Here is a 23505-nt window from a genome sequence, read left to right as displayed (position 1 = left end):
AATGAACCCTGTACCGCACATCCTTGTCGTCGACGATGACAGTGAGATCCGCCAGATGCTGGCCGACTACCTGCAACGCAACGGCCTGCGCGTGAGCCAGGCCGACGGTGGCCGGGCCATGCGTGCACTGATGGATACCCATGCGGTGGACCTGGTGGTGCTGGACGTGATGATGCCGGGCGAGGACGGCCTGAGCCTGTGCCGCAACCTGCGCGCCGGCAAGCATCGGGCGGTGCCGGTGGTGCTGCTGACCGCACGCGACGACGAGACCGACCGCATCATCGGCCTGGAAATGGGCGCCGACGACTACGTGACCAAGCCCTTTTCCTCGCGCGAACTGCTGGCACGCATCAACGCGGTGATCCGTCGCACCCGGATGCTGCCGCCGAACCTGCAGGTGAGCGAAGCCGGTCGCCAACTGGCCTTCGGTGCCTGGCGCCTGGATACCACCGCGCGCCATCTGCTGGATGCGCAGGACACCGCGTATCCGCTCAGTGGTGCCGAGTTCCGCCTGTTGCGCGTGTTCCTCGATCACGCCAATCGGGTGCTCAGCCGTGACCAGCTGCTCAGCCTCACCCAGGGCCGCGATGCCGAACTGTTCGACCGCTCGATCGATCTGCTGGTCAGCCGCGTGCGGCAGCGCCTGGGTGACGACGCACGCGAGCCGACCTACATCAAGACCGTGCGCAGCGAAGGCTATGTGTTCAGCGTGCCGGTGCAGTTGCTGGGGCCGGACGAATGAACACCGGCGCACGCCGTCCACGCTGGCCGCGCACGCTGTCGGCGCGGCTGCTGCTGGTGCTGCTGGGTGGATTGGCGCTGGCCCACGCACTGTCATTCGGTTTGCTGTTCTTCGAACGCTACCAGTCCACCCGCAGCATGATGCTGCGCAACCTCGATGAAGACGTGGCCGTGAGTGTCGCGCTGCTGGAGCACCTGCCCGCGGACCAGCGTGCTGCCTGGGTGCCGCGGCTGGAGCGGCGCACCTACCGTTACCTGCTGCGCCCGGCTGCGGCTGGGCCGGGACTGCAGACCGATCGTGCACGCCAGGTCACCGCGATCATCGACGACAGCCTGCAGCACCGCTATCCGTTGCAGGCGCGCCAGGTGGCTCGCCTGCCGGAGCGGTTCGAGGTGGAACTACACCTGCATGACGGCACACCGTTGACCATTGAAGTCACTCCGTCGGGCCTGCCGCTGGCGCGCTGGTTGCCCGCCGTGCTGCTGGTGCAGTTGGCGTTGCTGCTGGTGTGCGCATGGCTGGCGGTGCGCCTGGCCATGCGCCCGCTGCAGCAGCTGTCGCATGCGGTGGAACAGCTGCAGCCGGGCAAGGACGGGCCGGCACTGCCTGAAGATGGCCCTGTGGAAGTAGGCGGTGCGGCTGCCGCACTCAACGCACTGCAGGCACGCATTCGTGGCCATGTCAGCGAGCGCCTGCAGATCCTCGCAGCGATCTCGCACGATCTGCAGACTCCCATCACGCGCATGAAGCTTCGGGTGGAGACGCTGCCTGAAGACAGCACCCAGCAGCGACTGCTTACCGACCTCGACCACCTTGGGCAACTGGTGCGTGAAGGCGTGGCCTATGCGCGCAGCAGCCACGTCGCCAGTGGCGCGCCAGTGTCGATGGACCTGGGTGCGTTCCTGGCCAGCGTGGTCGGCGACTACGAGGACATGGGCAAGCAGGTCAGTGGCGGTGCACCCGCTGGACTGATCGTGCAGACCTGGCCGCAGCCGCTGCGACGGGTGGTCGGCAATCTGGTCGACAACGCAGTGCGCTACGCCGGCGCCGCCGAGATCGGGGCGGGCCGCGATGAGGCTGGCAGGGTATGGATCAGCATTTCCGACCGTGGCCCGGGCATTCCCGAGAACCAGCTGCAGGCGGTGCTGGCGCCGTTCCATCGGCTGGAAAGCTCGCGCAACCGCGATACCGGCGGCACCGGCCTGGGCCTGGCCATCGCGGTACAGCTGGCGCAGTCGCTGGGCGGCTCACTGCGGCTGCACAACCGCGAGGGCGGCGGCTTGCGGGCGGAGCTGCAGCTGCCAGGGTAATTGGCGGGGTCGGATCCCTTTGCGGGAGCAAAGGGCTCTGACCCCGATGTGGGATCTGCGACGTTCCTGCATGGCACCGGGATCGGCGATCATCTCCAGCGAGTGTTGAAACCAGGGAGCACCACGCAATGCAGGGACGCCGTTCTTCAATCTGGCACGCACGCCGTGTCGCGCTGCTTATCAGCGCAGGGTTGCTGGTGGCCTGCCAGCGCTCGCCGGAGGTATCGGCCGAACACGCGCCTGCAGACCCACCGGCGGTGATGCCAACGGCCGCCATCGATCTCTCCGCGCTGCTGGATGCCCTACCGACCTGCGCGCTGGACGGCTGGTACATCGATCAGCAAACCGCTCGCCCGGCCCACCCCTGGTTGGCTGCGAACGCACCGAAGCCCTGCAAGGAGGACGAGGAGAACGAGATCGCCACGTTCTGCGTGCAGGGCCAGTGGAAGGGGCTGCCGGTGGAAGAGGTGATCCTGCCGACGATGACGTTCGTCTCGTTCCGTGGGGCCAGGATCGGCCTGCCGCTGGAGAAGGCACGTCCCATCGTCCGCCAGCGTTTCGGCCAGGAGTTCCCGGGTGGTGCGGCCTACGAGGAGGGCCGTGAACCGAAGCTGCTGGCCGACCCGGAGGACGCGCAGCGTTCGTGGTTGCTGTGCAGCACCCCGGAACTGGGCCACGACGTGGACAGCGAAGGGAGCATCAGCTATTCCGGCATGAACCTGCCCTACGACCACGACGGTTGCAGCTACCGCTACAGCCCGGTCGACTTCTGCGATGCGCGGCACCGCGCCGCCATCGAAGGTGCCCTCCAGCACCAGAAACCCAATTTCAACCAGCACTATCTGCTGGTGCAGGTTGATGATCGTCCCGAGTACTTCCAGCGCACGCTGGTGCTGGTCGATACCCGCACGGGCAGGGCGACGCCATTGCCGTTCGATGCCTTCACCGGGCCGGCGGGGAAGGGCGGTGATGCCACCGGCTACGGGACCCTGGAAACGGGCGTGGACCAGCAACAGTTCTGCCTCGATGGCGCGTTGCTGGTCTACCGCGTGTTCGAGGAAGGCCGTTTCTGCTTCGGCTTTGACGGCGAGCGTTTCACCGGCCATGAAACCCAGTACATGCAGGCAGCCGAGTCTCCATAGAGGGGCCAGGAGAGAGTGCGTGCCGCTGGTCGCCGCCTGCCGTCACCGGTCGGCGTTGACCGTCACTGGTCGCGGTCATCGCTCCAACGCCCAGCGTGGCGGCCAAGAATGGCGCACTCCCTGAAGGAATCGCCGCCATGTCCCTGCCTGCCGTTGCCATCACCGAAGCGCGCGCGGCGCTCGGCGACCGGATGTCCAAAGTGCGCCGCCAGCGCCTGCTGCGTATAGGCGCTCTAGCCTGGCTGGGCTGTGCCGCACTTGGTCAGCTGCTGTTCGCCGTCTACATCGTGGGCTTCTACGGACGCAGCACGCTGGCAGGCCATCCGCAGCGCTGGAACGAGGTGATGCCGCATGGCTACGTCGCCGGCGCGACGGGCTTCAATGCGGTGCTGGCGCTGCACCTGCTGCTGGCGGCGGGCATCGTACTGGGCGGATGGCTGCAGCTGTGGCCGGGGCTGCGGCGCTGGGCACCGGCCGTGCATCGCTGGAACGGCCGCATCTACCTGTCCGCGGCGGTACTGCTGGCGCTGGGTGGCCTGACGATGGTGTGGATACGCGGTGGCGCCGCCGGCGATACCGCCCAGCATCTCGGCACTTCGCTCAGTGCGGTACTGATCCTGTGGTTCGCGGGGGCAGCGTGGTGGCATGCGCGGCGGCAACGCATCGGCGAGCACCGCACGTGGGCACTGCGCCTGTTCCTCGCGGTGGGCGGCGTGTGGTTCTTCCGCATCGGCCTGATGCTGTGGCTGCTGCTCAACCAGGGGCCGGCAGGGTTCGATCCGGAGACCTTCACCGGCCCCGCGCTGACGACACTGGCCTTCGCCCAGACCCTGCTGCCACTGACAGTGCTGGAACTGTACCTGCGTGCGCAACGCCAGCCCGGTGCGCTGCGCAGCTGGCTGGTCGGCGCGGCTCTGCTGGTTGCAGCGCTGGCAACCCTGGCCGGCAGCCTCGCTGCGGCGGCGCTGATGTGGTGGCCTCCGCTTGCGGCCGGGTGATGTGGGGGCACGGCAAAGCGCTATGCTGCCGTCCATGCCCGATGTGCTGCCGCCACCGCCGGTTTCGCTGCTGCGCCGAACCCTGTGGTGCGCAGGCATCTCGCTGGCGCTCGGCGCGCTGCTGGTCATCGACTGGCATCCTTGGTGGACGGTGCTGCCGCGTGCACTGGCATTGGGCATGGCGGCAATGCTGGTGTTCACCGCGCTGGAGCGCTGGCCGGCATCGCTGCCGGATGGGTTGTCGCGGTGGGTTCTGCAGATCCTCGCGGTGGCGGCAGTGATTCCGTTGGGGACGTTGGCGATCTATCTGGCGGCCACCGAGGCGGGGGCGCCGCCGTTCTGGCAGGACGCCGATCGCTGGACCGGCTTCCTGACCCTCACGGTGCTCGGCCTGCTGGTGGCGCCATGGGTGGCATTGGCCGCATTGGTGCGGCACAAGGATGCATTGGCCAGGCACCAGGCGCTGGCCTTCGCGCTGGAGCGCAGCGAGCTGGAGCGGCAGGCGCTGGAGGCGCGCGTGCAGCTGCTGCAACGGCAGGTCGCACCGCATTTCCTGTTCAACACGCTGGCCAACCTGCAGGCGCTGGTGGACAGCGGTTCACCGCAGGCTTCGGTGGTGATGCGCCATCTGGTGGCCTACCTGCGCGGCAGCGTGCCGCGCCTGCAGCAGCCCCTGGTACGGATGGAAGACGAGATCGCGCTGGTGGGTGCCTATCTGGAACTGATGCACATGCGCATGCCGGATCGCCTGCGTTTCCGGCTGGATGTTGCGGACGAAACGCGCGCGCTGGGCTGCCCGGGCCTGTCCGTGCTGACCCTGGTGGAGAATGCGATCCGCCATGGCATCGATCCCTGCGAAGAGGGCGGCGAAGTGGTGGTGCAGGTGCGGCGCGACGATGCGTGCTGCGAAGTCTGCGTCAGTGATGATGGCCGTGGCTTGTCCGATACCGCACCGGGTCTGGGTACCGGCCTGCAGGCGCTGCGCCAGCGTCTGCAGCTGCTGTATGGCGATGCGGCCTCGCTCCAGCTGCAGGCGGGTCCGCAACGCGGTGTCATCGTACGCCTACAGTTGCCGGCCCGGGAGTGGGTGGCATGATCGCCACCGCGCTGATTGCCGATGACGAGCCGCTGCTGCGGCAGGCACTGGCGGCGCAGCTGGCGCAGGCGTGGCCGCAGCTGCAGGTGGTGGCGCAGGCGCGCAATGGGCGCGAGGCCCTGCAGGCGTTCGAGACGCTGCAGCCGCAGGTCTGCTTCCTCGATATCCACATGCCGGGCCTGTCCGGCATCGACGTTGCAGCACGCATCGCGCGGCGTGCGCAGGTGGTGTTCGTCACTGCCTACGATGCGTATGCCGTGCAGGCCTTCGCGCAGGGCGCGCTGGATTACCTGGTAAAGCCGGTGGATGCCGAGCGCCTGCGCGATACGGTGCAACGCCTGCAGCAGCGCCTGCAGCAGCCACCGCCTCTGCAGGACCTGCAACGCCAACTGCAGCAGCTGGCCGAGCGCCTGTCGCTGCCGGCGCCGACACCGCTGCGCTGGCTGCACGCGCAGGTCGGCAACGTACTGCGGGTGATTCCCTGCAGCGCGGTGGACTTCCTGCGCGCCGACAGCAAGTACACGCAGGTCGGCTGGCGCGACGACGATGGCCGCCCCGGTGAGGCCGTGATCGCGCTGCCGTTGAAGGACCTGGTGCAGCAGCTCGACCCGGACAGCTTCGTGCAGGTGCATCGCTCAGCGGTGGTCAACCGGCATGCGGTGAAGCTGCTGGTGCGCGGTGACAACGAGACCGCTCAACTGCACCTGCGCGGGCGCGATGAGGTGCTGCCGGTCAGCCGCCGCTATCTGGGTGCGTTCCGCGCCATGTAGGCGCGGTCCTGACCCGCGTTTCACCCCGGCCATGCCACCCTGCTTCGAACCTGCGCAACCGGGATCGAGGCTGTTGAAGGCGAATACGCAATGACCGCGGCGCGGCAGCGCTCGATGTGGGTGGCGGGCCTGTCCACGGTGGTGGAGTGGTACGACTTCACCCTGTACCTGTACTTCGCCACGGTCTTGTCGCGCGTGTTCTTCGGCGGTGGCGAGCAGGCGCTGCTGGTCACCCTGGCCGGCTTCGCGGTGTCCTACCTGATGCGCCCGCTGGGCGCACTGTGCTTCGGCCACCTGGGTGACCGGCTGGGCCGGCGCTGGATGTTGCTCGCGTCGATGGCCTTGATGGCAGCGGCGATGCTGGCCACTGCATTGCTGCCGACAGCGGCCACGGCGGGCACTACGGCGGGCGTGCTGCTGTTGGTACTGCGCTGCGTGATGGCGTTTTCGGTGGGCGGCGAGTACACCGGTGTGGTGGCGTATCTGCTGGAAAGCGCGCCGGTGCGGCGACGTGGCCTGGTGACCTCGCTCGCTTCGGCAGCCAGTGAAGTGGGCGCGCTGCTGGCGGTAGCGATCTCCGCGCTGACCGTGGCGCTGCTGCCCATCGCGCAGCTGGACAGCTGGGGCTGGCGCATTCCGTTCTTCGTCGGTGCCGCGCTGGCACTGGTGATCCTGGTCGCGCGCTCGGGCATGCACGAGTCGCCGGAGTTCGAGCGGCAGCGCCGCGAGGGTAGCATTCCGGCTACACCGCTTCGCCACGTACTGCGCAACCATCCGCTGGCGGTGGCACGCACCTTCGCGATCTCGGCGCTGGGCTCGATCACTTATTACGTGGGCATCACCTATGTGCCGGCATTCCTGCATGCGCAGGGCCATGACGAGGGTGACGCACTATGGCTGTCGACGATTGCGGCGGTGGCGGTCATCGCGATCACGCCGCTGTGTGGTGCCTTGTCCGACCGCGTCGGACGACGGCCGATGCTGCTGGGCCTGACGGTGCTGGCAGCGCTGTTGCCGCTGTCCCTGTTCGCCTGGATGGCACAGGCGCCGCCGCTGGGCATCGCGCTGGCCGCGGTGCTGCTGGCCTGCGTGGCCGGTGGGGTAAGTGCCGTTGCTGCGCCGGCCACGGCCGAACAGTTCCCGGGTGAGGGGCGGGTGAGCGGGCTGGCACTGGGGGTGACCATGGCCACCGCCTTTTTCGGCGGCGCAACACCCTGGCTGGCGCAATGGTGGGTGGAACGCAGCGGCTGGGCAGCGGCACCGGGCGCGATGATCGCGCTGGTGGCGGTGCTGGTGCTGCCGGTGCTGTGGACCCTGCCCGAGACGGTCCCGGGCAGGGCCAAGCGCTAGCGGGTCAGACCTTCAGGGTCTGCTCGATGTCGGCCAGTACGGCGGCCGAATCCACGCCGATGGCAATCGACTGCACCACGTGGCCGTCCCACACGCTGGGGCCGAACGCCAGGCCTTCCGGCTTGGGAATGGTCATGCCGCGGGCGACGCCGTCGGTGGCCACGCGCACGCTGGCGCGCTCGAACTGGAACAGCTCCGGGCGGGTCAGCGCGATGCACGCGCAGCAGTCATGCACGACCATGCCCTTGTGGCCGGCCTGCAGGTAGAAGTCCACGTAATCCTGCGACAGCGCACGCACCAGCTCGGCATCGGCACCGCCGATGGTCGCCAGCTTGTCCAGGCCGTCACGGTCCATTTCCACGCGGGTGGTCACGTCCAGGCCGATCGCAGTGACCGGCCAGCTGGCGGTGAACACCACGTCGGCGGCTTCGGCGTCGCCCCAGATATTGGCCTCGGCGGCCGGGGTGATGTTGCCGTTGACGTGGAAAGCGCCACCCATGATCACCACGCCGCGCACCAGGCCGGCGATGTCCGGGGCCTGCTGCAGGGCCAGGGCCAGGTTGGTCATGCGACCGACCGCGACCAGGGTCACTTCGCCCGGATGTGCGCGGACCAGGTCGATGATCAGCTGATGGGCCGGGCGCACATCGGCAGCCACGTCCAGGCTGGCCGGCACCGGGTGGTTGCCCAGCCCGTTGTGGCCGTGGATGTGCACCGGCCAGGCTTCCGGGGTGGCTTCCGGCTGCAGCGGGCCTTCGGCGCCGCGCGCGACCGGGGCGGCAAAGCCCCAGGCCTGCTTCAGGTACAGCGCGTTGTGCGTGGTCGACTCCACCGAGGCATTGCCGAAGGTGGTGGTGACGCCGACCAGGTCGATCTGGGCGTGCTTGTGCAGGTACAGCAGGGCCAGGGCGTCGTCGACGCCCGGGTCGGTATCGAAAATGACTTTCAGCATGTTGTTGTTCTTCTTCTTCCGTGTGGTGCGGGGGGCGCCGGCGGCCCGGAGGCAGGCCGGCGCCCCCTACATTGTCCCATCTTCATGACAGGCAGGGCCAACATCGGGGTGGAAGGCCATAATGCCTCCAGTCCAGGCACGGAGTCGCCGAATGCTGATCGTTGCCCTTCTGCTGGTCCTGCTGGTGCTGGGCCTGAACGTGGTGGCTACCGTGGTGATCGTCAGGCGCGATGGCCTGTCGGCCGGGGGGCGGGCAGTGCAGCTGCTGCTGGTCTGGCTGCTGCCGCTGGTCGGCGCGATCCTGTGCATGGCGGTGGCCACGGCCGATGGCTCGGGCAGCCGGGGGGATGGCGGCGCAAGCCATGACAGCTCAGGTGGCTATTCCGGTGACAACCACAGCCATCACGGCAACAGCAGCTCCGACTGCAGCAGTGATGGTGGTGGGGGTGACGGCGGCAGCTGCGGTGGCGGCGATTGATGAGACGTCCCAGGGTGCCGGCCAAGGTCACGTCCTGGTAGTGCCGGCCGCTGGCCGGCAACCTCAACAGCTCAGCCGCCGCCTTCGGTCGGCAACGGCGCCGGCACGTTCAGCAGCCCGCCCGCCGCCACATAGGCGGCCAGTGCCTGGCCCTGGCTCAGCAGATGGCGTTCCATGGTGCGTTCGGCAGCCTGCGCGTCGCGGCGGCGGAAACACTCCATCAACTCGCGGTGTTCGGCCAACGACTGCGCGGTGCGGCCCGGCGTCAGCAGCTGGCGGCCACGGTGCATTTTCAGGATGCGGTGCAGGTCGTGAGTGATGCGGATCAGCCACGGGTTGCCCGCGTAGTGCTGCACGGTTTCGTGGATCAGGTAGTTGTTGCGGTAGTACTCGGCGATGTTGCCCTCGGCCGCCGCTGCTTCCATCGCTGCATGCAGGTCTTCCAGCTGCTGCACGCCGGCATCGTCGATGTGCTTCACCGCCTCATGCGCGCAACGGCCTTCCAGCATCGCCATCACCGGGAACAGCTGGTTGAGGTCTTCCAGCGTCAACCGGGTGACCCGGCTGCCACGACCGGCATCGATCTGCACCAGGCCTTCGGCGGCCAGCAGCTTCAGCGCCTCGCGCAGGGGCGTGCGGCTGATGCCCAGTTCTTCGCACAGCGCGGGCTCGTCGATCCATTCTCCCGGCGGCAGCCGGTAATCGTAGATGCGCTCGCGCACGTGTTCGGCCACCTCTTCGTACAGGGGGGCGCGCTTCTTCGGTGACCGCGGGGCAGGGGCAATGGCCATGGTGGAAGTGTACCGCCAGGTAGTGCCGGCCGCTGGCCGGCAACCCATGATCGCTGGATGGCTTCATGAGATTGCCGGCCAGCGGTCGGCACTACCGCTGGGCGGTTACATCCAGCCCGGCACTACGAACACCAGCCAGGCCAGCAGCGGTCCGAGCGCAACCACCAGGCCGCTGTAGACCAGGAAGCGGCGGAACAGGGTCTCGCGTTCTTCCTTCGCGGCCGAGGCCACCACCAGTGCGCCATTGGTCGAGAACGGGCTGACATCGACGATGGTGGATGACACCGCCAGCGCGCAGATCACGCCAGCGGCGCTGAGGTGGCCCTGCATCAGGAACGGCACCGCCAATGGGATCGTCGCGCCGAGTACCGCTGCCGACGAAGCGAATGCGGAGACGATGCCGCCGACGTAGCAGACCAGCAGTGCACCGAGCAGCGGGATGCCGATGTCGGAGACACCGTTGCCGATGAAGTCCACCGCGCCGGCATGTTCCAGCACGCCGATGTAGGTCACCACGCCGCAGATCAACAGCACGGTGGACCAGCTGATGCCATCGACCGCACCCTTCTGGCTTTGTGGCGACAGCAGCGCCAGCGCGACCGCCACGGTGATCGAGACCAGGCCGACGTTGAGGTTGTAGATCAGCGCCGCCACGCCCAGGCCGAGCAGGCCGATCAGGGTGAACAACCGCTCGCGGGTGAGGTTCACCGCATCCAGTGCCGCCGGATCATTGCTGAGCGTGCCGCCGCCTGCCGCGACCAGCGCGCCATGACCTTCGATCGCGAACTGGCGCGACGAGGCCTGCGGGCCACCGGCCATCGCCAGTTCGGCAGTGCCGAGCATTCCTGCTGCGGTGATCGAGCCACGGCGCAGCAGGGCGATGCCACCAAAGGCGAAGAAGCAGATCGTCGCCATCATGAAGTTGAAGCCCAGACTGGTCAGGAACACCGCCATCTCGGTCACTTCCAGCCCGGCCTTCTGCACCACGCCATTGGTGATGCTGCCGTACACGCTGATCGGCGAGAAGCCGCCCGCCTGCGCGCCATGGATCACCAGCAATCCCATCATCAACGGATTGATGTTGTACTGCTTGGCGAAGCGCAGCGCGACCGGGCCGATGATCGCGACCGCCGCCGGGCCCAGCGCACCGAACGCAGTGAGGACTGCGGTGATCACGAACATCACCCACGGAATGGCCACGATATGGCCGCGCACCGCTTTCACTGCCCAGTGCACCAGCAGGTCGATGGTGCCGTTCTTCTGCGCGATGGCGAACAGGTAGGTGATGCCGACCAGGGTCAGGAACAGATCGCCGGGAAAGCCGGCCAGGACTTCCTTGCCCCCCATGTCGACCCACAGCCCGCCGATGATGAAGGCCAGCGCGAAGGCGACGGCTCCCATGTTGATCGGCATCGCGGTGGCAACGATGAACATGATCACCAGACCGATGATCGTTGCGATTTGTGGACTCATGCGCCCTCCCAGACACGTGACTCACGTACAGCGCGGATGGAGACCCGCCATCCCGGGGTAAGGCGACGTACGGCGTGTTGCGTGACACGTACTGCTCGAACCCGTTACTGCAGCCGTTCCAGCGCACTGCGGACCCAGCCCGCGGCGCCTTCAAGGCTCTGGAACTCTTCCACCGCGCGCACCTCGCAGCACGGATAGGCCGGCGCGACCATGCGCGCCAGTGCATTGCCCGGGCCCAGCTGCAGGAACACCCGCGCGCCACGCTCGAAGGCCTGGCGCATCACCTGCGCCCATTCGATGGTCTGTGCCGGTTGCGCCGACAGCGTGTGCACCACTGCAGCGCGATCCCGCACCGGGCGGGCATCGACGCCAGCCAGCAGGGGCAGCCGCGGTGCCTGCACCTGCGCAGCGTCCAGTGCGGCGGCAAACGGTGCCACTGCGCTGGCCAGCAACGGCGTGTGCGCGGGGACATGGACCGGCAATGGGCGGATTTCCGCGCCGCACGCCTGCGGGTCTGCCGCCAACGCGTGCAGCGACCGCCATGCACCACCCACGATGAAGTGGTCGTGGCCATTGACGATCGCGATGAAGGCGCCATGCGCATCACACAAGCGCTGCGTGGCAATGCGATCCAGTCCCAGGACTGCCTGGAGCCCGGCATCTTCCGGGGTTGCGGCATCCATCAGGTGCGCGCGCTGCGCGGACAGTGCCAGGCAGGTGGTGGCATCGAAGCTGCCGGCGATGGCATGCGCGGCGAGCTCACCGATGCTGTAGCCCGCGATCACCGTCGGCGTTGGCAAGACGTCGCGCAGGCCCTGCCAATGCGCCAGGCTGGCCGCGCACAGCAAGGGCTGGGCCTGCACATTGTCGAAACGGTCGTCGGCCGCCGCGGCGGCGAATACATCGCGCCCCAGCAGTTCGCCCGTGGCATCGAGCAGCGGCCGCGCGCCGGCAAGGTCGCGCACGCGATCGAACATCGCCGCATGTTGCGCGCCTTGTCCGGGGCAGAGCAGGGCAAGGCTCATGCGCCCTCCTGCTGCAACAGGAACAGGCTGCAGGCAAGCAGGTCGGCGCTGCCGCCGGGGCTCAGGTGACGCGCAACGAAGGCATCGGCAATGTGCTGCAGGCGTGGCTGCCAATCGTGCGCGAAAGCACCACCTTCGGCCAGGAAGCGGTGGGCCTGCTGCCGCGCCCAGCGCAGGCCTTCCGCACCACCGCGATGCAGCAGGTTGAGGTCGTCGGTGTGGGCGACCAGCTGCATCAGCGTGTGGCACATCGCGGCTTCGCGTGGCAGGCCACTGGCCAGGGCGTGGCGCAGGCTGGGCAGCGCCACCTCGCGCAACAGTGGGTAACCGGCGGCGGCCTGTTCGCGCACGCCTGGCACCTTGTGCAGGGCGCGCGCGCGCTGGCCGGGGCTGCCTGCATCCAGTGGCGCGTGCGCGAAATCCGCAGCCCAACGACGTACCTCCAGGCAGACCTGCTCACCCGTGGCGGCATGGCCCAGGCGGGAGCGGCAGGCCGCGGCGGCCGCTACCAGCAGGCCGAGGCTGAAGATCGCGCCACGATGGGTATTGATCCCGGCGGTCGCGCGCAGCATCGCGGCTTCGGCGGCGATGCCACGTCGGCGCAGGGCACCGAAGTCCGCCCCGGCGGCACCGAGGTGTGCCACGGCAGCGAAATAGTGGCGCAGCGCGAACAGGCTGCGCAGGAACGTGCCGGCGTCCATGTCGTGATGGCTGCCGCGGTTGAAGGGTGTGACCAGCCCGGGCTTGGGTGCCAGTGCCAGTTCCGCATGCAGGCTGGCGACGGCCAGGCGGCCCAGGCGCGCGCTGTCCACGGCAGCTGCCGGCCTGACCGCCGGTTGCACGACGGCGTTCATGCGCTCACCCCGGCGGGGGCGAACAAGCACTCGCGCAGTTCCAGTGCAGCGCCTTCGAGGCGCTTGACCAGTACCTCGCGGCTGCGTCCCGCGTATTCCCGCCAGTTCACGGCGGCGTCGCCGGCCAGGCACAGCTCGCCATCGACCCGCCGGCCGTGTTCGGTCTCCCATGCCTGCAGCCGTGCGACGAGGGCATCGGCCTGTGCGGCGGTGTCGATCCGCCACAGCAGATCGATGTCCGAGCGCGCGTGCACATAGTGCAGGCCCGTGAGGTGCTGCCATGCGAAGGCACCGAATACGCGCGCTGCAGCGATGTCCTGCAGCGCCTGCAGCGGGTGCTGCCAGTCCTGCACAAGGTCGCCTTCCAGCACCGCCTGCAGCGTCGGTGGCGGCGCGGTGCGCAGCACATCGTGTGCCGGCACGCGCAGGGCCAGGCGCAGTTTGCCCTCGGCGGGTGGCAGCGGCACGCCGAGGCGCAGGCGGGGATCGGCATCGTCGGCGGCACGCCGGGCGACGATGGCGGGCAGCCCCTGCGCAAACCAGTCGCCCAAGCGTGGCTCATGCGCGGCGATGTCCGCCTGCCAGCGGGCGTGCGCTGGTAACCAGACCAGCGTATGGCGTGGCAGCCGCTCAGGCATCGCCCTGGCTCACGGCTGCAGCCACGCGTGCGGCCAGCATGCGACCGCCACGTTCGGCACCCTGCACGGCGCGGCGGTCGCCATCGGTGGGCGTACGCAGCGCCTGCAGCAGGTGTGCGGCGAGGTCGCCGCTCCAGATCGAATCCACCGCGCCCATCGCCACGTAGTTTTCCACGCCCGGTGCGAACACCGGCGAGGTCTGGCTCAGCGCCTGCAGTTTCTCCAGCGGCTGCTTGGTCACCCGCGCCATCGCGCGCAGGTCCATCACCCGCACCTGGGCGTCGGGCAGGGCATGGATGTGGTCGGCCATCAGCCCGAACGAGAGGAAGCCACCACTGACCGATTCACCGTAGACCAGCGTGACCAGTCGCGCACCCCGTCGGCGTGCCAGATCCAGCGTCTGCGCCAGGTGCGCGAAACAGCCGTTGATGCCGAGCAGTTCGTCGCGGCGCGCCAGGCGCTGGCCGGCGGTGTCGACCAGCATCACGATCGGTCGCCGTGGATGCGCGGCGGTGCTGGCCAGCACGGATTCGGCCAGCGCCAGTGCGTGGTCCACGCCGACTTCGAGCTTGTCGGCGGTGCCGATCACGGTCACCTCGCCGTCGTCGGTGATGGCGGTTCCGGTCAGTACCGAGTCCTCCACGTCAACGGCGTGGCCACGCGGGAACAGGGCATCGAGCAGCGCGTGCAGCGGAATACTCATGGCAGGCTCCGATCGGCGGTGGCGGCGAGGAAGTCGTCGGTGTCCAGCAGCGGCAGCCGCTGGGGTTCGGCGATGCCAAGCAACGCCCAGATCTCAAGACCATCGCGGCACCCGCCCCAGGCCTGCACGCGCGCTTTCAGTGCAGCATGGCGTCCCTGCAGCGCATCCAATGCGGCATCTGTATCGGTGCTGGCCGTGTCCGGCTGCAGCGCATCGAATGCCGCCTGTGCGAACGCCTCGATGGCATCGGGCACCAGCATCTGTGCCTGGTCGATCAGGTAGCGGTGCTTGCCCCCCGTTACGCGCCAGACCAGCGCACGATCGCGGGAATCGAACTCTTCAACGCCACGCACGGTCTCGATCACTTCCGGCCCGGACAGCGACAGCCGGCCTTCCTCGGACATGATCACCGTGCTGCAGCAGCGGGCGACGATGCCCATGCCACCGAATGCGCCGTTGCCGCTGCCGATCAGCGCCACCACGGGGACGCCTGCAGCGCGCGCATGCAGCGTGGCGCGCATGATCTCGGAAATGGCGATCAATCCCGCGTTGGCTTCGTGCAGGCGCACGCCGCCGGTATCGAGCAGCAGCAGTACGCCTTCGGGCCGGGTCGCGGCTGCGCGGCGCAGCAGGCCAGTGAGCTTGGCGCCGTGCACCTCGCCCACGCCCCCGCCCATGAATTCACCCTGCTGTGCGGCCAGCAGTACGCGTTTGCCGCGGAGCGTGGCTTCACCGACGACGATGCCATCGTCGAATGCCGCGGGCTGGTCGAGCTGGGCCAGGTGTGGGCTCATCATCCGCCGTGCCGGGCCGAGGAATTCACGGAACGAACCGGCGTCGGCCAGGCCGGCGATACGCTCGCGCGCGTCGGCTTCGTAGTAGCTGTGACGCTGCGTCCGGTTCATCGTGCATCTCCAGCGAGCAGCGTTTCCACCGCCTGGTCCAGGCGCAGGCTGACCACCGCCGGCGTGGCGCCGGCATCGTTGATCGAGATGCGTACATCGCGCAGCGGATGGCGCTGTGCGAAATCGCCGATCACCGCTTCCCAGACGCGGCCAAAGCCCTGTGCGGCGGTGATGATGCGCACCGTCATCGCGCCGTCCAGTGCGGCCGGCTCCAGCAGGATTTCCAGGTTGCCCGAGGCCAGTACGCCGACCAGTACCGCATCGCGCGGGAACTGCACCGGGGTGCGTCCTTCGAATCGATAGTCGAGGGTTTCCATGCTCAGCCCCTTACCAGTTGCGGAAGCGCTTGGGTGGGTCGTACAGACCGCCGGACCAGCGCACCAGATCCTTCACCGAACGTGCCGCCAGCAGGTCGCGGCTGGCATCGCGTACGGAGATGCCGAGGTCATCCGGGCGACGTATGACGCCGCGGTCGCGCAGGTTCTCCACCATCGCGCGGTCGCGGCCCAGGCCCACGGCGGTGTAGCCGGACACGCCGCGGATGGCCTGTTCGCGTTCTTCCGGGGTGCGGCACAGCAGCAGGTTGGCGATGCCTTCCTCGGTCAGCACATGGCTGACGTCGTCGCCGTAGATCATCACCGGCGGCAGCGGCATGCCGGCGCGCTCGGCCAGGTCCCAGGCATCGAGGCGATCGACGAAGGCTGGCGCCATGTGCTCGCGGAACGTCTCCACCATCTGCACCACCAGCTTGCGCCCGCGTGGCATGTCACCGGGGCGTGCGGCCTGCTGGCCGGCCTTGATCCAGGCCTCGCTGGCATGGCGGCGGCCACGTGCATCGGAGCCCATGTTCGGTGCGCCACCGAAGCCGGCGATGCGGTCGCGGGTGGCGGTGGAGCTGTTGCCCTGCAGGTCGATCTGCAATGTCGAACCGATGAACATGTCGCAGGCATACAGGCCGGCGGTCTGCGAGAACGCGCGGTTGGAGCGCATCGAGCCGTCGGCACCGGTGAAGAACACATCGCTGCGTGCGGCGATGTACTTCTCCATGCCCAGTTCGGAGCCGAACGAATGCACCGATTTGACGAAGCCCGATTCGATCGCCGGAATCAGCGCGGGGTGTGGATTGAGCGCCCAGTGCTGGCAGATCTTTCCCTTCAAGCCGAGCGATTCGGCGTAGGTCGGCAGCAGCAGTTCGATGGCCGCCGTGTCGAAGCCGATGCCATGGTTGAGGCGGTTCACACCGTACTCGGCGTAGATGCCCTTGATCGCCATCATCGCCATCAGCACCTGGATCTCGGAGATCTGTGCCGGGTCGCGGGTGAACAGCGGTTCGATATGGTTCGGCTTCGGCGCCTGCACCACGAAGTTGACCCAGTCGGCCGGAATGTCGACGCGGGGCAGGGTGTCGACGATCTCGTTGACCTGGGCGATGACGATGCCGCCACCGAACGCCGTGGCCTCGACGATCACCGGGGTGTCTTCGGTGTTCGGGCCGGTGTAGAGATTGCCGTGGCGATCGGCGGCCTGGGCGGCGACCAGTGCCACGCGCGGGGTCAGGTCGATGAAGTAGCGGCCGAACAGTTCCAGGTAGGTGTGGATGGCACCGATCTGGATGCGCCCTTCGGCCACCAGGTTGGCCAACCGCACCGATTGCGGGCCGGAGAACGAGAAGTCCAGTTTCGAGGCGATGCCGCGCTCGAACACGTCCAGGTGCGAGGGCAGCGACAGCACCGACTGCACCATGTGCAGGTCATGCACTCGCGCCGGGTCAAGGTCGGCCAGGGCTTGGGCGAGGAAATCGGCCTGCTTCTGGTTGTTGCCCTCCAGGCAGACCTTGTCGCCGGGTTCCAGCAGCGCATGCAGCAGTTCGCCGACGTCGCTGGCAGCCACCTCGCGGCCCCGGGCCCACGGCGCGGCACGTTCCAGGCGGGCCTGGCGGCTGCGTTCCAACGTATCCCAGCTCGGGTTCATCGACCGGCTTCCGATTGGTGTCGATGTAATTACGACATAATTACGATTGGGCATGCAACCCGCACTGCAGCAAAAAGAAGGGCCCGCGCGGAGGCGGGCCCATTCAGATTGAAATGGAAGATGACCCGTACCGATCCGGGTAGTGCCGGCCGCTGGCCGGCTCCTCGTCATCGATACACCGAATGGAGCCGGCCAGCGGCCGGCTCTACCGTTTCCGGTTGCTCAGAACTTCCAGCGCAGGCTGGCCGACACGAAGCGTGGTTCGCCGTAGTTGTTGTAGTCCAGGTTGGCCCAGTAGGTCTTGTCCAGCGCGTTGCGCACGCTCAGGGTTGCCGTCCAGTTGTCGCTGATGCGGTAGTTGGCGTTGAACTGCACCAGCGTGTACGCCGGCTGGTTCACCGTCACCGTGCCGCCCAGCGGGTAGGCGATGTTGTAGCCCTGCACCTTGCTCTGCCACTGCACGCCACCGCCAATGCTCAGGCGTTCCAGCGCGCCGCGCAGCTGCAGCTGGGTGTTGAGCTGCAACAGATCCTTCGGCGGGTTGGCGTACAGCAGATCGGTGGCGGCGCGGGTCACCTTGACGTGGGTGTAGCCGGCATTGACCGTCCAGCCCGGCAGGATCTCGCCGTTGACGTCTATTTCCCAACCGCGCGCCTTGGTGCCGTTGACGCCGATGTAGGCGGAGGTGCCATCGCTCAGCGAACCCTCCGGCACGCCCATGTCACGCACCGCGTAGTTGTCCTGCTTGGCCTCGAACACGGCGGCATTGGCAGTCAGGCGGCCATCGAGCCATTGGGTCTTGATGCCCGCTTCCAGGTTCGAGCCCTGTACCGGTGCCAGCAGGTTCTCGTTGCGGTCCTTGAAGTTCTGCGGATTGAAGATCTCGGTGTAGCTGGCATACGCCGAGACGTTCGGGGTGATGTCGTAGACCAGGCCTACGTACGGGGTGACTTCATCACTCACCTTGTACGCACCGCTGGTGCCGGTATAGGCGCCTGCGGCGTTGTAGGAGCGGCTGAGGGTTTCCCAGCGGCTCAGGCGCGCGCCGGCAATCAGCGACAGCGGATCGGCCAGGCGCAGGCGGGTGGCCAGGTAGACACCACTCTGCGTGGTCTTGGCCACGCGGCGCGCGCCGGTGCGGCGGTAGGTCACCTCGGAGATGTCGCCGTTCCAGTTGTACACGTTGGGGATGTAGTAGCAGCGCTCGCCGCCGCAGCGTGCCCAATCGTTCGGGAAGTTCAGCGCCAGGGTGTTGGTGGTGCCTTCCAGGTCCGACCACTGTGCGCCGAGGGTCACGTCGTGGTCACGGCCGAACAGATCGAAGCTGCCGGTCAGGTAGGCATCGACGTTGCGCCGGGTGTCCTTCGAATCACCGGCGGCAGTACGCAGGAAGATGCCCGAGCCGGTCACCGGGTCCGGGTTGCCGGTGCCGTACAGGCGCACGTTCTGCACGTTGCCGCGGGTGTAGGCGGTGTTGATCTTCAACAGCCAGTTGTCGCCGAAGCGCTGTTCCAGGTTGGCGAAGGCGGTATTGCTCTCGCGCTTCCAGTAGCTCCACTTCGGCGACAGGTTGGTCGAGCGCGGCAGATGCGCGAAATTGCCCTGGTTGTCGAAGAACGGCACGGTGCCCCAGGTCGAGCCGGTGGGGTTGTTGTCCTGGCTCTGGTAACCCAGGGTGATCGTGGTGCTGTCGGTGACATCGCCTTCGAGCACCGCCATGCCGGCCATCTTGTTCTCGTCGTAGCGGTCGTAATACAGCCCGCGATCGGTATAGGCGGCGACCACGCGGCTGCGGAAGCGACCATCGGCGGTCAGCGGTGCGGTCACGTCGGCCTCCATGCGGCGGTAATCCCAGCTGCCGGCACTGACCGAGAACGACGCATCGAACTCCTTGCCTGGGCGCTTGCGCAGCAGGTTGACGGTGGCCGACGGCACGCCGGCGCCGCTGAGCAGGCCGTTGGCACCGCGGATCACTTCGATGCGGTCGTAGAAAGCGGTGTCGTATTCCTGGTTGGTGGAACCGCTGTAGGTGGGAATGCCATCGACCTGGAAGTCGGTGATGGCGAAGCCGCGTGCGTAGTACAGCGGGCGCTGGGTGTCATAGAAGGACACGCTGACGCCGGTCACGTTGCGCATCACATCGTTGATGCTGAACAGCGATTCGTCCTGCAGGCGCTTCAGGCTGATCGCGGTGGCCGACTGCGGGGTTTCCTGCAGGGTGATGGGCAGACGGGTGGTGCTGGCAGGCGGCGCCGACTGATCGGCACGCACGCTGACCCGGTCCAGGGTCTTGGCGTCGGCAGCGCCGTCGGCGGCAGCGAATGCGCTGGGCGCGGCCAGCAGGGTCAGCGACGAAAGCAGGGCAGCCGGCAGCAGCGCGCGGCGGGGCAGGCGGGTAGGGCGGATCAGGGACATGGTGGGCTCGAAGCGTGGAGGCGGGAAGGGCGGCAACAGTCGTCCAGCACCCGGGGCGGCGGCTTCGGGCACAGTCAGGTCCATCTGGGAGAGGCGCGGTCACTGCGCATGATGCAAATGTAAATAATTCTTAACAACATTACAATTCGCGTCGTTGTGCAGGGGCTTTCCGGCGCAGAGCAGTGGCGGGCCGGGGTCGGATCCCGTTGCCGTAGGCAATGAGCTCTGACCCCATCGTCGGCGCACAAGCGCAGGTCAGAGCCCTCCCGTGCGGGGGGGGATCCGACCCACCTCGCACAAAAACAAACGGCCACCCGAAGGTGGCCGTCCGTCTGCATCGAAAGGAACGCGCGGACTTACAGCGCCTGCAGTTCCTCGTTGGCATTGCGCTTTTCCTTGGCCGGTGCCGGAACCGCTGCAGGCACCACCGCCGGGGCAGGAGCCGCCGCATTGGCGTCCACCGGCACCTCCAGGTACGGCAGGTGCAGGGTCTGGCTGGTCAGCGTGCGGATCTCGTTGACCAATGCCGCGTTGTCGTTGAGCTTGCGCCCGTACGAGGGCACGATCTCGCGCAGGCGGGTTTCCCAGCCGGCCTTCATCTGGTCCGGGAAGGCCTTGGCCATCAGGTCCAGCATGATCGGCGGCGAGGTCGACGCACCCGGCGAGGCACCGAGCAGGGCGGCGATGGTGTGGTCCTTGTCGGTCACGATCTCGGTACCGAACTGCAGCACCGGGCCCTTCAACGGATCGCGCTTGATGATCTGCACGCGCTGGCCGGCGGTGACCAGCTTCCAGTCGCCCGGCTTGGCATTGGGGAAGTACTTGACCAGTTCGGCCTGGCGATCGGCATCGTTCAGACGTGCCTGGGCCATCAGGTACTGCACCAGGTCCAGGTTGTCCTTGCCCACTTCCAGCATCGGGCCAACGTTGTTGTGGGTGACCGAGGAGTACAGGTCCCACCACGAGCCATGCTTGAGGAACTTGGTGCTGTACAGCGCGAACGGTCCGAACAGGACCACCGGCTTGCCGTCCAGCTTGCGCGCATCCAGGTGCGGCACCGACATCGGCGGCGAACCGGTTTCGGCCATGCCGTAGGCCTTCACGCCATGGCGCGAGGTCACGTCCTGGCCCTGGAAGGCGAGGAACTGGCCACCGACCGGGAAGCCGGCGTAGTCCTTCGATTCCGGAATGCCCGACATCTGCAGCAGTTTCAGCGCGGCGCCACCTGCACCGATGAACACGAAGCGGGTGTGGGTGGTGGTCTCGGTGCCGGCCTTGAGGTCCTTCACCGTCACGTTCCAGCTCTTGTCGGCATTCTGCCGCAGTGCGGTCACTTCATGGTTCAGGTGCAGGCTGAAGTTCGGGCTGCGCTGCAGGCCGGTGGTCAGCTGCCGGGTAATCACGCCGAAGTTGACGTCGGTGCCGAGCGGCATCCAGGTCGCGGCGACCTTCTGCTTCGGGTCACGGCCTTCCATCAGCAGGGGGGCCCACTGCTGGATCTGCCTCGGATCCTCGGAATACTGCATGCCGTAGAACAGCGGGTTCTTCACCAGGGCCTGCTGGCGCTTGTGCAGGTAGGCGATGTTGTCATCACCCCAGACGAAGCTCATGTGCGGGGTCGGGTTGATGAAGTCGCTGGGCTGGCTCAGCCGGCCTTCCTTCACCTGGTGCGACCAGAACTGGCGCGAGACCTCGAACGATTCGGCGATGCCGACCGCGCGCTTGGTCTCGATGCTGCCGTCGGGCAGTTCCGGGGTGTAGTTCAGTTCGGCGAATGCCGAGTGGCCGGTGCCGGCGTTGTTCCAGCCATCGGAGCTTTCACCGGCGACGCCGTCGAGGCGTTCGTAGACCTGGATGTTCCAGTCCGGCTGCAGTTCCTGCAGGTAGGTGGCCAGGGTGATGCTCATGATGCCGGCGCCGACCAGCACAACGTCGACGGGCTTGTCGTTGCTGGCGGCGGGCACCGAGCGCTGGGTCAGTGGCCAGTACAGGAACAGCGCGGCGGCCAGCAACAGCAGCACGAGCAGGGCGAGCAGGGCCTTGCCAAATTTCTTCATGGGGGCGGGATCGTTGGCGGAGGGGAGGAGTTCAGGATGCGCATCAAGCAGGGAAAGGGCGTGAAGAAACAACGCGTTGCGCCATCCTGGCGACGATTCTAACCGGAACCGGTCCTGTTTTTGTGCAATGCATCATCCTGTGGCCGGAGCTGTCCGGGTACACTTGGTGGTTGCTTCCACACAAGACACGGCCATGGAGGGGCCGAATGACGATGTCACGGATGCTGATCGTGGTAGGTGACGCCCTGCAGACGGGCGGTTCGGTGCTTACGGGTTCACCGCACACCGATATCGAAGGCCGTGCAGTGGCACGGGTTGGCGACCGGGTGGTCTGCAGTCGCCACGGGCCGGGCTCCATCGTGTCCGGCGACAGCACTCTGGTCATCGACGGCCAGCCGGTGGCCCGCGATGGCGACAAGGCCAGCTGTGGCTGCACGCTGATGGCCGGCAAGCAGCAGCGGGCGCATGTGGCGGGCGGTGGTGGAGGCAGCGGCGGCGGCGCGGCGATGGCTGCGGTGGCCTCGGCGGCCAAGATGCTGCTGAAGAAGCCGCAGCTGCAGACGCCAGGCTTCGCGCCTCCGGGTACCCAGGCACCGCAGTGCTGGGTGAAGGATCATTCCACCCAGGTGTCGCAGTCGCCGGACGGACGCTACTTCGAAGGCTATGCGCCTGATGGCGCCCGGTACGAGTATGAGCTCCACGCCAGCTTCCGCGTCGACGTGCCGCTCAAGAGCGGCGGCGACATCGTAGTGACCAGCCGCTTCCGGGTGACGACCAAAGGGCGCGTCAGTGCCGCCCAGGTGGCAGAGGCGAAGCAGCGCCTGCGCGACGGTATCAAGCGGCACTGGAACAACCAGTTCACCATAACCGTGGCCGATCCCCAGTGCGGCACGCGGACCTTCCCCGTGCGTTATGACATTGATTTCGTCGACAGCGGGCAGGACTATTCGGTGCTGCTGCACGATGTCTACGAACGTGAGATGGTCAGCGACAGCGTCCTCTATGCGTCGGTGGACACGACGCCGTGGACTTATGCGCATGAGTACGGGCACTGCCTGGGGCTGCCGGACGAATACGATGATGCGGCCGTGGCAAACGATGGCATCGTGAAGTTCTTCCTTCCCAGCGGTACGCTGGACACCGAAGAGGTGCATGCGCCGGAATTCCGCGAAGACAGCGACCCGCTGGCGACCATCATGTCCAGCGTGGACTGCAGCGTGACCCGGCCGCGCCACTGTTACAACATCGGACGCGAGGTACAGGAACTGCTGACCCGCGAGATCGCCCGGGAGATCACATGCACCGTCTCATGATGTCGCTCGCCCTCGTGCTTGCCGCCATGCCTTTCACCGCATCCAGCCAGGAAACGCCCACCATGATCGAACTCCACGTGCGCTGCATCGACAATGCTCCCTGCCATTTCCTCGGCGAGGACATCCGCGTGGAACTGGAACTGCGCAATGCCGGCAGCGAGGACGTGCAGGTGCCGGCCGAGTTCTACCGCCGGCGCGGGCCCAGCGTGAAGCTGGTGGACCGCCATTCCGGCAAGGAAACGTCGCTGCCCATCAACCCGCCCGATGCGCGCCTGTTGAAGTCACCGCAGACGCTGCGGCCGGGGCAGTCCTTCCGGTTCCCATGGCGCATCCTGTCGTCGGAAATCAGCGGTTTCGCCCTGCGCCCGATCGATGTGTCGGCGGTGTTCAGCGTCAACCTGACCCCCGGTGTGCGCGGCGGGCAGGCTCGCATCGTCAGCAGTGAGCTGCACATCACCGACCCGGCCGGCAGCACGCCGCACTGAGTCGGCCAGCTCCGACCTTCGGTATGTTGCTGGTGTT

The 23505-nt window shown here is 67.3% G+C and carries 22 protein-coding genes; 10 read left to right on the top strand and 12 right to left on the bottom strand.

All coding sequences use genetic code 11. The features are described from left to right. Position 1: 1 nt before the first annotated feature. The 7 genes from VPH47_RS15595 to VPH47_RS15565 all read left to right on the top strand — a co-directional run bounded on the left by VPH47_RS15595 (position 2) and on the right by VPH47_RS15565 (position 7408). Complete coding sequence (locus VPH47_RS15595; protein ID WP_049443785.1) at positions 2-742, top strand: response regulator; 741 nt, start codon at positions 2-4, stop codon at positions 740-742. Continuing rightward, entirely contained in the window at positions 739-2052 is a 1314-nt protein-coding gene (locus VPH47_RS15590) for a sensor histidine kinase (RefSeq protein ID WP_368851198.1), read from the top strand. Before VPH47_RS15595 ends, VPH47_RS15590 begins: the two co-directional genes overlap by 4 nt. Before the next feature lie 128 nt (positions 2053-2180). Beyond that, positions 2181-3194 carry a hypothetical protein gene (locus VPH47_RS15585; protein ID WP_368851197.1) on the top strand — a complete coding sequence of 338 codons (1014 nt, stop codon included), beginning with the start codon at positions 2181-2183 and terminating at the stop codon, positions 3192-3194. A 137-nt stretch (positions 3195-3331) separates the two neighbouring features. Beyond that, positions 3332-4192: a DUF2306 domain-containing protein gene (locus VPH47_RS15580; protein WP_368851196.1), complete on the top strand. Its 861-nt coding sequence runs from the start codon at positions 3332-3334 to the stop codon at positions 4190-4192. 34 nt (positions 4193-4226) lie between these two features. After that, entirely contained in the window at positions 4227-5288 is a 1062-nt protein-coding gene (locus VPH47_RS15575; protein ID WP_368851195.1) for a sensor histidine kinase, read from the top strand. Continuing rightward, positions 5285-6058, top strand: coding sequence for a LytTR family DNA-binding domain-containing protein (locus VPH47_RS15570; protein ID WP_197610209.1), 774 nt, complete (start codon positions 5285-5287; stop codon positions 6056-6058). The genes VPH47_RS15575 and VPH47_RS15570 overlap by 4 nt, the downstream gene beginning before the upstream one ends. Before the next feature lie 90 nt (positions 6059-6148). Then, on the top strand, positions 6149-7408 hold the full coding sequence (locus VPH47_RS15565; RefSeq protein ID WP_180847413.1) for an MFS transporter: 1260 nt from the start codon (positions 6149-6151) through the stop codon (positions 7406-7408). A gap of 4 nt (positions 7409-7412) precedes the next feature. Here VPH47_RS15565 and VPH47_RS15560 read toward each other — a convergent pair whose 3' ends face one another. After that, entirely contained in the window at positions 7413-8360 is a 948-nt protein-coding gene (locus tag VPH47_RS15560) for a nucleoside hydrolase (RefSeq protein WP_368851194.1), read from the bottom strand. 151 nt (positions 8361-8511) lie between these two features. Here VPH47_RS15560 and VPH47_RS15555 point away from each other — a divergent pair, with 151 nt between their 5' ends. Next, positions 8512-8838, top strand: a complete 327-nt coding sequence (locus VPH47_RS15555) for a hypothetical protein (protein ID WP_110711560.1) — start codon at positions 8512-8514, stop codon at positions 8836-8838. Positions 8839-8909: 71 nt separating this feature from the next. On the opposite strand, the gene VPH47_RS15550 is transcribed toward VPH47_RS15555, so the two are convergent. The 11 genes from VPH47_RS15550 to mqo all read right to left on the bottom strand — a co-directional run bounded on the left by VPH47_RS15550 (position 8910) and on the right by mqo (position 21670). Next, positions 8910-9629 (bottom strand): GntR family transcriptional regulator, encoded by a 720-nt coding sequence (locus VPH47_RS15550; RefSeq protein ID WP_012510388.1) that lies wholly within the window; start codon positions 9627-9629, stop codon positions 8910-8912. A 105-nt stretch (positions 9630-9734) separates the two neighbouring features. Further along, positions 9735-11102: an SLC13 family permease gene (locus VPH47_RS15545; protein ID WP_153856410.1), complete on the bottom strand. Its 1368-nt coding sequence runs from the start codon at positions 11100-11102 to the stop codon at positions 9735-9737. A 104-nt stretch (positions 11103-11206) separates the two neighbouring features. Further along, positions 11207-12127: a malonate decarboxylase subunit epsilon gene (gene mdcH / locus VPH47_RS15540; protein ID WP_368851193.1), complete on the bottom strand. Its 921-nt coding sequence runs from the start codon at positions 12125-12127 to the stop codon at positions 11207-11209. Then, a complete protein-coding gene (gene mdcB / locus VPH47_RS15535) occupies positions 12124-12981 on the bottom strand; it encodes a triphosphoribosyl-dephospho-CoA synthase MdcB (protein ID WP_153856408.1) in 858 nt (285 codons plus the stop codon). The genes mdcH and mdcB overlap by 4 nt, the downstream gene beginning before the upstream one ends. Further along, positions 12978-13619, bottom strand: a complete 642-nt coding sequence (mdcG, locus tag VPH47_RS15530) for a malonate decarboxylase holo-[acyl-carrier-protein] synthase (protein ID WP_368851192.1) — start codon at positions 13617-13619, stop codon at positions 12978-12980. The genes mdcB and mdcG overlap by 4 nt, the downstream gene beginning before the upstream one ends. Then, the gene (mdcE, locus tag VPH47_RS15525; RefSeq protein WP_368851599.1) at positions 13612-14316 is read right to left on the bottom strand and encodes a biotin-independent malonate decarboxylase subunit gamma; all 705 of its coding nucleotides are present in this window, start codon (positions 14314-14316) and stop codon (positions 13612-13614) included. Before mdcE ends, mdcG begins: the two co-directional genes overlap by 8 nt. 2 nt (positions 14317-14318) lie before the next feature. Continuing rightward, positions 14319-15227 (bottom strand): biotin-independent malonate decarboxylase subunit beta, encoded by a 909-nt coding sequence (locus VPH47_RS15520; RefSeq protein ID WP_368851191.1) that lies wholly within the window; start codon positions 15225-15227, stop codon positions 14319-14321. Then, positions 15224-15544, bottom strand: a complete 321-nt coding sequence (mdcC, locus tag VPH47_RS15515; RefSeq protein WP_100471609.1) for a malonate decarboxylase acyl carrier protein — start codon at positions 15542-15544, stop codon at positions 15224-15226. The genes VPH47_RS15520 and mdcC overlap by 4 nt, the downstream gene beginning before the upstream one ends. Positions 15545-15554: 10 nt before the next feature. Beyond that, complete coding sequence (gene mdcA / locus VPH47_RS15510; protein ID WP_368851190.1) at positions 15555-17198, bottom strand: malonate decarboxylase subunit alpha; 1644 nt, start codon at positions 17196-17198, stop codon at positions 15555-15557. Between the two features lie 222 nt (positions 17199-17420). Further along, a complete protein-coding gene (locus tag VPH47_RS15505; RefSeq protein WP_368851189.1) occupies positions 17421-19613 on the bottom strand; it encodes a TonB-dependent siderophore receptor in 2193 nt (730 codons plus the stop codon). Positions 19614-19969: 356 nt separating this feature from the next. Then, entirely contained in the window at positions 19970-21670 is a 1701-nt protein-coding gene (mqo, locus tag VPH47_RS15500; RefSeq protein ID WP_368851188.1) for a malate dehydrogenase (quinone), read from the bottom strand. Between the two features lie 206 nt (positions 21671-21876). On the opposite strand from mqo, the gene VPH47_RS15495 reads away from it, so the two are divergent. Beyond that, on the top strand, positions 21877-22983 hold the full coding sequence (locus tag VPH47_RS15495; protein ID WP_368851187.1) for a PAAR domain-containing protein: 1107 nt from the start codon (positions 21877-21879) through the stop codon (positions 22981-22983). A 62-nt stretch (positions 22984-23045) separates the two neighbouring features. After that, positions 23046-23468: a hypothetical protein gene (locus tag VPH47_RS15490; protein ID WP_368851186.1), complete on the top strand. Its 423-nt coding sequence runs from the start codon at positions 23046-23048 to the stop codon at positions 23466-23468. Positions 23469-23505: the final 37 nt, after the last annotated feature.

It is taken from the genome of Stenotrophomonas sp. WED208, from assembly GCF_040984485.1.
Lineage (GTDB): Bacteria > Pseudomonadota > Gammaproteobacteria > Xanthomonadales > Xanthomonadaceae > Stenotrophomonas > Stenotrophomonas riyadhensis.
The sequence above is the reverse complement of the archived record's forward strand: the minus strand, read 5'-3'. Positions and strand labels throughout refer to the sequence as shown.

Coding starts and splice junctions, on each gene's coding strand:
- VPH47_RS15595 (WP_049443785.1), top strand. CDS start 2: ATGAACCCTGTACCGCACATCCTTGTCGTCGACGATGACAGTGAGATC.
- VPH47_RS15590 (WP_368851198.1), top strand. CDS start 739: ATGAACACCGGCGCACGCCGTCCACGCTGGCCGCGCACGCTGTCGGCG.
- VPH47_RS15585 (WP_368851197.1), top strand. CDS start 2,181: ATGCAGGGACGCCGTTCTTCAATCTGGCACGCACGCCGTGTCGCGCTG.
- VPH47_RS15580 (WP_368851196.1), top strand. CDS start 3,332: ATGTCCCTGCCTGCCGTTGCCATCACCGAAGCGCGCGCGGCGCTCGGC.
- VPH47_RS15575 (WP_368851195.1), top strand. CDS start 4,227: ATGCCCGATGTGCTGCCGCCACCGCCGGTTTCGCTGCTGCGCCGAACC.
- VPH47_RS15570 (WP_197610209.1), top strand. CDS start 5,285: ATGATCGCCACCGCGCTGATTGCCGATGACGAGCCGCTGCTGCGGCAG.
- VPH47_RS15565 (WP_180847413.1), top strand. CDS start 6,149: ATGACCGCGGCGCGGCAGCGCTCGATGTGGGTGGCGGGCCTGTCCACG.
- VPH47_RS15560 (WP_368851194.1), bottom strand. CDS start 8,360: ATGCTGAAAGTCATTTTCGATACCGACCCGGGCGTCGACGACGCCCTG.
- VPH47_RS15555 (WP_110711560.1), top strand. CDS start 8,512: ATGCTGATCGTTGCCCTTCTGCTGGTCCTGCTGGTGCTGGGCCTGAAC.
- VPH47_RS15550 (WP_012510388.1), bottom strand. CDS start 9,629: ATGGCCATTGCCCCTGCCCCGCGGTCACCGAAGAAGCGCGCCCCCCTG.
- VPH47_RS15545 (WP_153856410.1), bottom strand. CDS start 11,102: ATGAGTCCACAAATCGCAACGATCATCGGTCTGGTGATCATGTTCATC.
- mdcH (WP_368851193.1), bottom strand. CDS start 12,127: ATGAGCCTTGCCCTGCTCTGCCCCGGACAAGGCGCGCAACATGCGGCG.
- mdcB (WP_153856408.1), bottom strand. CDS start 12,981: ATGAACGCCGTCGTGCAACCGGCGGTCAGGCCGGCAGCTGCCGTGGAC.
- mdcG (WP_368851192.1), bottom strand. CDS start 13,619: ATGCCTGAGCGGCTGCCACGCCATACGCTGGTCTGGTTACCAGCGCAC.
- VPH47_RS15520 (WP_368851191.1), bottom strand. CDS start 15,227: ATGAACCGGACGCAGCGTCACAGCTACTACGAAGCCGACGCGCGCGAG.
- mdcC (WP_100471609.1), bottom strand. CDS start 15,544: ATGGAAACCCTCGACTATCGATTCGAAGGACGCACCCCGGTGCAGTTC.
- mdcA (WP_368851190.1), bottom strand. CDS start 17,198: ATGAACCCGAGCTGGGATACGTTGGAACGCAGCCGCCAGGCCCGCCTG.
- VPH47_RS15505 (WP_368851189.1), bottom strand. CDS start 19,613: ATGTCCCTGATCCGCCCTACCCGCCTGCCCCGCCGCGCGCTGCTGCCG.
- mqo (WP_368851188.1), bottom strand. CDS start 21,670: ATGAAGAAATTTGGCAAGGCCCTGCTCGCCCTGCTCGTGCTGCTGTTG.
- VPH47_RS15495 (WP_368851187.1), top strand. CDS start 21,877: ATGACGATGTCACGGATGCTGATCGTGGTAGGTGACGCCCTGCAGACG.
- VPH47_RS15490 (WP_368851186.1), top strand. CDS start 23,046: ATGATCGAACTCCACGTGCGCTGCATCGACAATGCTCCCTGCCATTTC.